At 40.7% G+C, this 9,644-nt stretch carries 9 protein-coding genes; 5 read left to right on the plus strand and 4 right to left on the minus strand.

Annotated features, from left to right (window positions below; translation table 11 throughout):
* Positions 1–170: 170 nt before the first annotated feature.
* From ACX0G9_RS31035 to ACX0G9_RS31045, 3 genes are all read right to left on the minus strand, one after another.
* Positions 171–548, minus strand: coding sequence for a hypothetical protein (locus ACX0G9_RS31035; RefSeq protein WP_459068884.1), 378 nt, complete (start codon positions 546–548; stop codon positions 171–173).
* A gap of 836 nt (positions 549–1,384) precedes the next feature.
* Positions 1,385–2,920 (minus strand): serine hydrolase domain-containing protein, encoded by a 1,536-nt coding sequence (locus ACX0G9_RS31040; RefSeq protein ID WP_459068885.1) that lies wholly within the window; start codon positions 2,918–2,920, stop codon positions 1,385–1,387.
* Positions 2,921–3,050: 130 nt separating this feature from the next.
* Positions 3,051–3,341 carry a hypothetical protein gene (locus ACX0G9_RS31045; RefSeq protein WP_459068886.1) on the minus strand — a complete coding sequence of 97 codons (291 nt, stop codon included), beginning with the start codon at positions 3,339–3,341 and terminating at the stop codon, positions 3,051–3,053.
* Between the two features lie 823 nt (positions 3,342–4,164).
* On the opposite strand from ACX0G9_RS31045, the gene ACX0G9_RS31050 reads away from it, so the two are divergent.
* The 5 genes from ACX0G9_RS31050 to ACX0G9_RS31070 all read left to right on the plus strand — a co-directional run bounded on the left by ACX0G9_RS31050 (position 4,165) and on the right by ACX0G9_RS31070 (position 9,252).
* Positions 4,165–5,646 carry a PQQ-binding-like beta-propeller repeat protein gene (locus ACX0G9_RS31050; RefSeq protein ID WP_459068887.1) on the plus strand — a complete coding sequence of 494 codons (1,482 nt, stop codon included), beginning with the start codon at positions 4,165–4,167 and terminating at the stop codon, positions 5,644–5,646.
* A gap of 602 nt (positions 5,647–6,248) precedes the next feature.
* Positions 6,249–6,773: a hypothetical protein gene (locus ACX0G9_RS31055; RefSeq protein WP_459068888.1), complete on the plus strand. Its 525-nt coding sequence runs from the start codon at positions 6,249–6,251 to the stop codon at positions 6,771–6,773.
* A 332-nt stretch (positions 6,774–7,105) separates the two neighbouring features.
* Positions 7,106–7,696, plus strand: coding sequence for a hypothetical protein (locus ACX0G9_RS31060; RefSeq protein ID WP_459068889.1), 591 nt, complete (start codon positions 7,106–7,108; stop codon positions 7,694–7,696).
* A gap of 53 nt (positions 7,697–7,749) precedes the next feature.
* The gene (locus tag ACX0G9_RS31065; RefSeq protein WP_459068890.1) at positions 7,750–8,343 is read left to right on the plus strand and encodes a DUF3885 domain-containing protein; all 594 of its coding nucleotides are present in this window, start codon (positions 7,750–7,752) and stop codon (positions 8,341–8,343) included.
* A gap of 318 nt (positions 8,344–8,661) precedes the next feature.
* Entirely contained in the window at positions 8,662–9,252 is a 591-nt protein-coding gene (locus ACX0G9_RS31070; RefSeq protein ID WP_459068891.1) for a hypothetical protein, read from the plus strand.
* Here ACX0G9_RS31070 and ACX0G9_RS31075 read toward each other — a convergent pair.
* Positions 9,227–9,469 carry a plasmid mobilization protein gene (locus tag ACX0G9_RS31075; protein ID WP_459068892.1) on the minus strand — a complete coding sequence of 81 codons (243 nt, stop codon included), beginning with the start codon at positions 9,467–9,469 and terminating at the stop codon, positions 9,227–9,229. The two genes, ACX0G9_RS31070 and ACX0G9_RS31075, sit on opposite strands and share 26 nt — an antisense overlap.
* Positions 9,470–9,644: the final 175 nt, after the last annotated feature.

Consider the following 9,644-nt stretch of genomic DNA (forward strand, 5'->3'; position numbering starts at 1 on the left):
CCGCCGTGTACGGGCCCGTACGCACGTGTGGTGTGAGGGGACAGGTAGTCAGCTAATGGCTACCTTCCCACTCGATTGCGACCAACGGGAGCAAAAAGCGAGCGTTGTTGGAGGACTTTTTGTCCGACAACAACACCGCTCGCCCTAAAAACTCCGAAAGCCCTTACTGTCTATTGGCTTTGTTTTTCCGCATTCTTAGACCTGCGGCCTACTTCCGGCTTTTCCGTACCGGCGGTCGGTGCCTTCGCGGATTCCTGGCCGAAAATCTTCGGATCAACCTGTCCGTATTTGCGAAGTCCGGCCTTCAAGTCCATCCACAATTGGATATTAAAATCTGCCAGATCCATCAACTCGTCCGGGGTCAACCTGTGCGGGTTGGATAAGCCAGCAGGGATTTTGTTGTCCTGTTGTTCTTCTATTACGGATAGAATATTCGGAGCGTATCCTTCCCCGATCTCCAAAGACTTGCTGATCGCAACACTGTTGCCGAATAGTTTCACTTGCTTTCCACTGCTTAATTGCAGGGTTCTTCTTTTCAGGTCTGCCATGATCGTAGTATTTTAAAATGATGAAATAATTAGAATTGATCCGGTCGGATGCGCCGGAATTGAAGGGGCATGTGGGGCCGCGAATGGCAGGTGATTTGAGGCTCTTACGGGGAAAGAAAGCCCCCAAATCCCGGAGGGGGTAACACGAAGGGGAACCCCCTCCGGGGAACCTCTCTTTTTTTGAATGATGAGCTGAGCGGCCTAAAGTTGGATAAGCCGTCCAAAAGAGGTACATAAGATTGTCCGTCCAGTTCTCCATATCTCACTGTTTCATGTTCACACAAACCGGCTCGCTTAAGGGGAATCCTTCCCGCTTACTGTCTACTCATGTCGAAGGGCAAAATTCCCGGCTTTTTGCTCCCTTCGGAAACGTCCTGGTCGGCTCCTCTAACATTTCTTTAACTTTTTGGAGCCGAGGCCTGGAAATAAAAAAAGCGACTGAAAACATTGGTTTTCAAATCGCTAGAAGCGCTAATCGTCTCAGGTCAGCGACGAATTGGTTCGAGAATTGTCCTGCCAAGGCGACGAAACAAGAAGCCCGCAGCGAAAGCTGCGGGTTTTTCTTTTTCAGGAGCATGGAGAACTTGTTCTCCAACGCGGATGAAGAAGAAAAACCGTTTCGACGAAGTCGGGACGAGGCTTTTTGGGTAATGCACAGGTCTACAGGATCACTGGAGGCCGTGGGCCGGAAGTAATCCTGTCTTCCCGACCATTTTTCCACTGATTTTACGAAACCCGCTCCCAAAGCGGGTTTTTTTGGTTCGAAAATCTTTGATGTTTTTGTTTCTAAAACCTACTTTATTGGAAACCAAGGTTTGCCGGTTCGAATCCTGTGATCATTCATCCTGTTTATGAATTATTGCCACCGGAAAAGCTTCATTGGTCCTATGGGTCCCTTCCTTAATGGAAACCTCGTCTCCATTATCACACATTTTAAAATCAATCAAATATTTATTAATCTTGGATAGCATATTAAATTCGATCTCAAATTCATTGCCGGCTTTCCAATATCCTCTTAACGCATACAAATGACCGGAACCGGCATCATGATAAAATTTATACGTGGCATCAATTCCTAAAGGATAGACGACGGTTTGTCCCTCGGTTGGCTTTAACATAAGGGATAGATTCCCTTTTTCCGCGATAATTTCGGCGCTTTTTATCCCTAAACTATTCTTGAGGAAGACGATCGCCTTATTGAACAGCTTGTCCTTTTCAGTACCGTTGGAAATGTACCGGGGCGAATCGATCATCGCTGTTGCCGCCTGACGTTCCATTTTTTCAAAGTTATTAAAGGCCACAGGGTCACTTTTCAATTGTCCATCGGAGTGGATCGCATAACCGATAAGATGACCAATCCCTTCCTTATCATCGTCACTTAGCCCTCCTCCCGTAACTACGACAATGGCATTGTGGATGGAATCGATATGTATCCTTTGTGTGCCCCTGCCTTCCGCACTGAAGGCATGATCCTTGTCTATCCAAAAACCATAGCCATAGCCATTCCCGTTTGAAAATACCGTGTTCATCGATTTGGCCTTTTTTATCCAGTCCGCGGAAACAATGGATTTATTATTCCATTTGCCGCCATCTAACAATAGTTGGCCGATTTTAGCAAGATCATGTGGCTGCAGGCAAAGGTCTCCCCACCCGTAATTAATACCCTGTTTATTTTTCGTCCAGTAGACGGACGTTATCCCTAACTCGTTAAAGATGTATTTTTTTGCAAAATCTTCAGGGGCTAATCCAGTTGCCCGGTAAATAATTTCAGCTAGCAAATAATAATTGCAACTGCAATAAGAGAATTGCTGGCCAGGGTCGGCTACAAACGGAATATTGAAAATGAATTTTGGCCAGTTGTCCGATGGAAATAATTCATTGAACAGACTATCTTCATTTGACAAGCCGCAATCAAAACCCGACTTCATAGTGAGCAGGTCTTTGATCGATAATGTTTCGAAGGGCTTACCGGTTAGATTGATTTCCGGGAAAAATGATGCGACCAATTGGTCTTCACTCTTTATATAGCCTTTATCGATGGCGATGCCAATAAGCAGGGATGTTACTGATTTTGTGCAGGAGGCTATGTCATGCCGTAAATCGGAGCGAAAAGGATAAAAATAGGCATCAATTACGATCTTCTTATTCCGGATGACCAAGAGGCTATGGATATTAGGCTTTTTTTCTTTCACATAAGTAAATATCTCACTTAACCCTTTTGAGGAAAATCCTTCTTCTTCCGGCGTAGCGAAAGAAAAGGCTTCTTTCGAGATCACCGGGGCGGGGACTTTTGTTATCTGAGAAAAACCAAGCCCTGTCTTAAACAGCAGTAGTAGCAAAAAAGTAATCTTTCTATAATTTAATCTATGCATAAATAGAAATTTATTTTTATATATACCAAGACTTTACAAATCTATCTGATCTGGGTACCATTCAGATATTTAATTGACCTGTGGCCGGTTTATGATGGCGAAAGGAATAAGGTTTGGGTCGGTTGATGCTTCAAGCTCGATTGACAGTTTTTCCTGTTGCTTCGCCAGGATCTTTTGAAGGCGGGAATAAGAAAATTGCGATTAATCCCGCCAGTTCCATCAGCTCGTCTACCGTCAATCGATGCGAATTCGATAGCCCGGCAGGTATTTTATTGTCCGCCTGTTCTTCGACGAGCGACAAAATATTCGGGGCGTATCCTTCCCCGATCTCCAAAGACTTGCCGATGGCAACGCTATTGCCAAACAGCTTCACTTGCTTTCCACTGCTCAATTGCAGGGTTCTTCTTTTCAGGTCTGCCATAATGTAATATTTGAGTTTTCAAAAATTTCGTCTGCGATATGCTTTATACTGCTTGCCCTCTGGACTTTTGCAGGGGAAGAAAGTCGGGGGACCCGGAGGGAAGGCCCCCAACGTGCAACACCCACGGGTGACCCCTTCTTTTGGCCGTTTGATATAGCCTTTTCCAGTAGCATCTACATTCCTTTAACTTTTATGGCTTCGCGGCGGGAAATAAAAAAAGCGACCGAAAACATTGGTTTTCAAATCGCTAGGTTCGCTAACCGTCTAAGGTCAGCGACGAATTGGTTCGAGAATTGTCCTGTCGTCCCGACGAAACAAGAAGCCCGCAGCGAAAGCTGCGGGTTTTTCTTTTTCAGAAGCATGGAGAACTTGTTCTCCAACGCGGATGAAGAAGAAAAACCGTTCCGACGAAGTCGGGACGAGGCTTTTTGGGTAATGCACAGGGCTACAGGAGCACTGAAGGCCGTGGGCCGGAAGTAATCCTTTCTTCCCGACTAATATTATCTCAAAAGATGTCAAGCCTGTAATTCTAAATTGATTTACAGGCTTTTTTATTTTTTTGATGCTAGGAGTTTTTTTATTATCTATCCCATAAACCTAAGTGTTCCTGCCTCGTAGTCCATAAAGACGACAGCCATAAGTAATATCTCCACACCTTACATTCTTCAAAAAATTGCATTGATACCCATATAACGTGAGTAAAAGAATGGGAGATATTTCATTGAAATTGACAATATTACATGGTACTATTTTGATTTTAAATATTATCTTAGAACCGGCAAGAACAATAAATTTTTGATACAGTTTACAAAGCCCCTTGAAAATGAACCTTAGAATTATAACTGGCATATGCCTTATTTTTATATGCTTTCTGGCCTGCTCAAAGTCAACTAATGAAAAAGACAACCAGGGCCAGACTAATAAAGAAAATCTTACACAATTCACTGTCAGAGTTATTGAAAGAACACCGTTAGAAGCAATTATTCAATGGGATTCTTCCAAAAATAAAATCAACAATGAGTTGGTTAGATATAGAATAATACTAAGCAACGTAAAAATAAAAGATAGTTTAACGGGATTAACTGACACTTTACTTAACCTGGAAAAGGACAAAATATATTCAGGAAAAGTCGTTGCCTTTATCGCTAGCGACACCACGTTTTCGGAATTTACCCTGTCAACATATGACGGCCAGTTGTATGCTCATACAAAAGACCTTTCCTACACCACCATGGGACGGTTTGGAGGTTTTAATGCTTATCCGGTCACCTTAGGACAAAACCAACCGTCGATGTGGCGCTTCAGTACTGATAACATGCTTGCCCCAACGCTATCGAACGACACAATATTCATGGTTGCCAACTATAAATTGCAGGCAATAAATGCAATTACCGGAGCGAATATTTGGCAGGGCCCGACAAATATTAGTTTTGTTACGAGTGTTACTTATTCCGCAGGCAGACTGTATGCCTGTTCGAATACCGGAACATTGGTCTGCGTGAGCAGCAGTACGGGTCAGGTACTTTGGAACTATACTTCCACTACGTATGGTGATTTTAACTCGAACCCGGTTATTGATAATAATGTTGTATTTGTTGCACCAGTAAACCATTCTGTCGGCGAAGTACATGCAGTTAATGCAATAACAGGACAAAAAATATGGAGTTATGGTTTCAACAATTCAATATGCAAACGCCCGCTGGCCACTAAAGGTGTTGTTGTTATAAGTTCAGGTGTAAACGGGCGTGCATTCGCACTTGATGCAGGCACAGGTAATTTATTATGGAATAAAACAGATCTGGGGCAGGTTGGTAGTGATAGATTCAATCCAGTGTATCTGGATGGGAAAGTACTGGTAAGCACCTTAGGGACCATATGCGCGTTAGACTTAAAAACCGGGATCCAGAAATGGCGATACGAAAGTAGTCAGGAGGCCTCGTATTGTGTTACCGGCAATGACATGGTATATTTCTGCAAGGATACCATATTTAATAGGGGGTCAGATGGAGCAAACCTAAAAGCCATAAGTGCAAAGGACGGCCACGAGGTATGGAGCCAGGATGTAGGATCATATGGCACATATTATTCCAATTTAGTTTTTGCCAAAGACAAGATCTATGCCACTTATAGATCTATAACGCCTTCACCGGTCATTGTAACATTCAATGCAACGACAGGAAAAATGGATACAAAATTTGCCAATAGTAACCCGGTTACATTAAACCTTTACGAGGATGTGCTGGATTTTATAGTAAAAAGAGATGGGATCGTTTGTTATCCATCAACACATGGCAATTACCAATAAACCGGACAAGTACCCAAACTACATTCCTAAACCACTCATATTCAACAAGCCAGAGCAGACAGGCTCACTGACAAAAAATACTAAACATATTCTATTGCTTTGCTTAATGGGTAACAGGGACTATTTTCCGCTCCTTCAAAAACATGAGTAAGATTTATTGAAAATTTGATGCATGTTTATGTTGTTAAACTTCATTAAGTCCTCCAACCAATAGTTCGACAATTGTCCAACCGCTAGGACCACCTTATAAAACCTGCCACCACGGCGGGTACAGGATTCTGCATTCTCGCTTGCAGCCATTCTGATAGAGGTTTTGGAGAAAATTCTTTATCAAGTGCTTCAATCTCCCACGATAAAAAAATCCTTTTGGTCCGTCGTTTAGGGCCAAGCGATTGGGTCTCACTTACAGTATCAGTTGCCGCAATTGGTTTGTCATTTTTTACTCCTGTAGGCTGTGTTGCGGCTGCTGTAATAATCGTTGATGCCGTTGGAATCACTAATGATGTGTATTCTGCGGTTAAAATAGTAAATGAGCAATAAATATTCTATATGGGAAAATATTAATGAGAATTAATGTCGATTTTTAAGCATTATACTACGATATGGAACTACTTAAAACGATTGCCGCGCAGTTTTTGGATGAAAAGCGTTATAATAAGAATATGTTGGCTGCTTTTGGGCTCTTTCTTTTGTTGTCTTATTTAGTTGGGCGAACGAAGAACTGGTATTTTTTTGGCGCAAGCATAGTCTTAGGATTGATTGCTCTTTCTATCCTTCAGAATAAGTTTTATAGGTGGTTTTCTAAAAATGGATTCATTTACCTGACAACAGATGAAATAACAGTGGAGATATTGGGCAAAAAAAACGATGCAGTTGAAAGCCGGGATAGCTATAAATGGAGTGATATCGGAAAGGTCTTAGCCGATAATACCGGGGCTAAAATGACGGCGAGGCTCAGACTGTATTTTCGGGATGGAAGTAAAGCATGGTATTCATTTGCAAATCATTATCATGAACCCCAAAAAGCATCGGTTGGAGTTGACATCCCCAAATTTGTTGCGGAGTATAATAAGGGGAAAGATGAAGAATCGATCATCAAAATAGGATCAACCTATTTTGATAAATAAAACTTATCCCGGGAGGAAATGGGCAATCGCCCGTTTCCGTACAGCATAATAAATTTGCTTTACCATGCGTATAATAAAGCAAATTGTCTTTATTGGAGAACCACTTGCATCAAGTAGCTTTAACTGAACGCATCAGGACTCTCATCTCTGTATACTGAACGCCCCTGCATTAAATTTAAAGCCTCCTTCAATTCACATCACAGCCTTAGCCTCAATATACCCATTTAATGGTTTTTAAGAACTGCTTTATTTACCGCTGACAATAAGCGGGATGGAAGCTTTTAGGTACATTTACTGCGGAACCATAATTAATAAAATTACTGACAAAAGACATGGATTTCGAATTGATACCTATAAAAGAAATTCTTGATGAAATTACTCATCAACGAAATGCACAAGAAGCATTTAGCAACATTATTAGGGCCGCCCCTAGAAAGTTTCCATCAAAAATATGGGAGGAATTTAGAGATATGTCATTTATCGATGATATTAGCGATGCGACCAATTGGATTCAAAGAACATTAGATGATTTTCCGAACACAAAAGGAATATATTTGGGCTTGGACACCCTAAATATGAATGGTGGTAAGGGTTCAAATGTAGAAATTGGCCTGAATTCAAAATGCGATCCTTCTTTATTGTCAATGGAGTGGGTGTTTGATTGCGACCAATATGGACCAAACCACTTAATTAAAGGATTGTATTCCAATTCAGAAAGTGGCAAATGGACAAGAGACGAGGAAAGTATGGCGGAATATGTAGTCTTTTTAGGATACGGCGGATTAATCTTGAGAGAATCTCTATTGGAAGTTAAAATTAAAAACGATTTTATATCTAATTGGGGTTTTCATGATGGGGATATGTTTCTGTTAGTCAACAAAGTAGGTATGAATAGAAAGATTTTGGCAAACGTCGATGTGTAATTATTATATCTATGCTGTAACTTCTTCATTGTAACCTCGAACAATAAATTTATATGAATCGCGAAGAATTCAAAATATTCTGGGAATTTGCCTATGCTAATACGGTACCAATACCTCATTATCTTAAGCATGACTATTCCAATAGATGGTTTCGAATTCACAGTTTGCCTGAATCCAAACGTTATGCTGATGATCAGGAAGATTGGAAGATATTATTAAAGAGACAAAATACAATTTTCTCGGACCTTATAGGAGATCAATCGCCAATTCTCATGGTAACAGGTGAATACGATTATGAGAGTCATACTGAGCTGGTTCCATTTGAAGAAAGGGAATCGGTAACACATTTTTCATTTGTTTATCTTGATCCAATTGACTTACACCTTCTAAACTCGGAAGAATTTGAAAAAGGGCAGATTTATAGGCCAAAGTTTTCGGAAGAAATCTGGCACGAAATTAAATTCGAACCTATTTTAAAGGATATTGCGCTAGATCAGTTGCGAGCCTTCTTTATTTCGGTCAAAAATAACTGCATTGTTGCACCATATGATGGTGGGATGGATGTTATAGTGAAAGACACGGTGACCCGAGATAGCTGTAAAATTAAGTATCGAAGTTGGTTATCAAAGAGAGACGATGGACTATAAATAACAGATCTAATATACAGCAAATCAAAGTTATCGAATTAACCCGTTTTTCCGCTGCGTTGAAGGCAGCGCCAAAGTGTTTGGACCAATTTCTCCCTGCCAAATCCCAAAAACTCCTCTCAGGTAATGGGTAATGCGCGGGTAGGATCACTGGATGCCAGGGACCGGAAGTAAACCTGGACGTACGCCAGGGCATAAGATCATTCGACTGGCCTGTACATTATTTGGCACACATTGTTCGATGTACTGGTCATCTAACCCTAAATTGAATTTAGCAAACATAAACCATAGTTCGAAAAATAACGGAAAGGCAGAAATATGAAAGATAAAAATGCAATAAGAGCTTACGACGTTATCCTACAAAGGCATATTGATAAAAAGGACTACGTACAATTTGTTCGGACTTTTAATAAAAGAGAAGAAAATATTTCAGGTTTTATTTTGTCGATGTCGAAAGATTTTTTGCTAATTCAAATGGATCTTGAATTTCTCCTTAACGGCTACTCTATTATTAGAAAAGATGGATTTGACAGTTTGCTGCACGGCAAATTTCAAAATGCGCGAAAGCGCATCTTTAAATCAGAAGGCTACCTGGACAATGGCTACGGAATAAATGTAAAGATCTCATTAACCACTTGGCAAAAAATATTCGAAGATCTGAGAAAATTCGGCCATAACGTCATTATTGAGTGCGAAGATAAAAATGAACCCGACTTTATTATTGGACCGATTAGGCGAATCACCAAAGACAAAGTGAATATCCAGAACTTTGATCCGGCCGGACAATTAGATGATAAACCAACTTTGGTAAAGTATAGTGAAATTACCATTGTAACTTTTGACGATAGATATAGTAAAACGCTCGGAAAATATTTAAAACCATCTAAAAAAGGGAACAGCCTATTATAAGAAAGTAAAAAATTTCCTCGTCCTTTAGGCGGGGATTAACGGCGGCAAGTATGGCGATTTGCCGGATATAAGAAGAAGTCTCAGCCCCGGCTTTAGCCGCCTTTTCTTTGATAATAAAATACTCGGGTCGGGTAAATCGTATACAAGCCCGGACCTCCTTTTTGATCGTCCTAGCTGGCCTGCCAACTTTCTTTTTTCGTCTGCTTACCGTTTCCATAACTCCTCCTTTTGTAGTTTAATTATGCTACAAAATAAAAATTGTTCGAGTAAATACTTGGAAATCAATGAATATAAATAATAAACATTGATCACTAATACTAGTGTCTAGTCTATTTTGTAATGTCGTATAAATGCCGTACCTTTTTCTTCCAAAAAGAGTATGGTAAAGTATA

Source organism: Flavitalea flava (assembly GCF_054461575.1).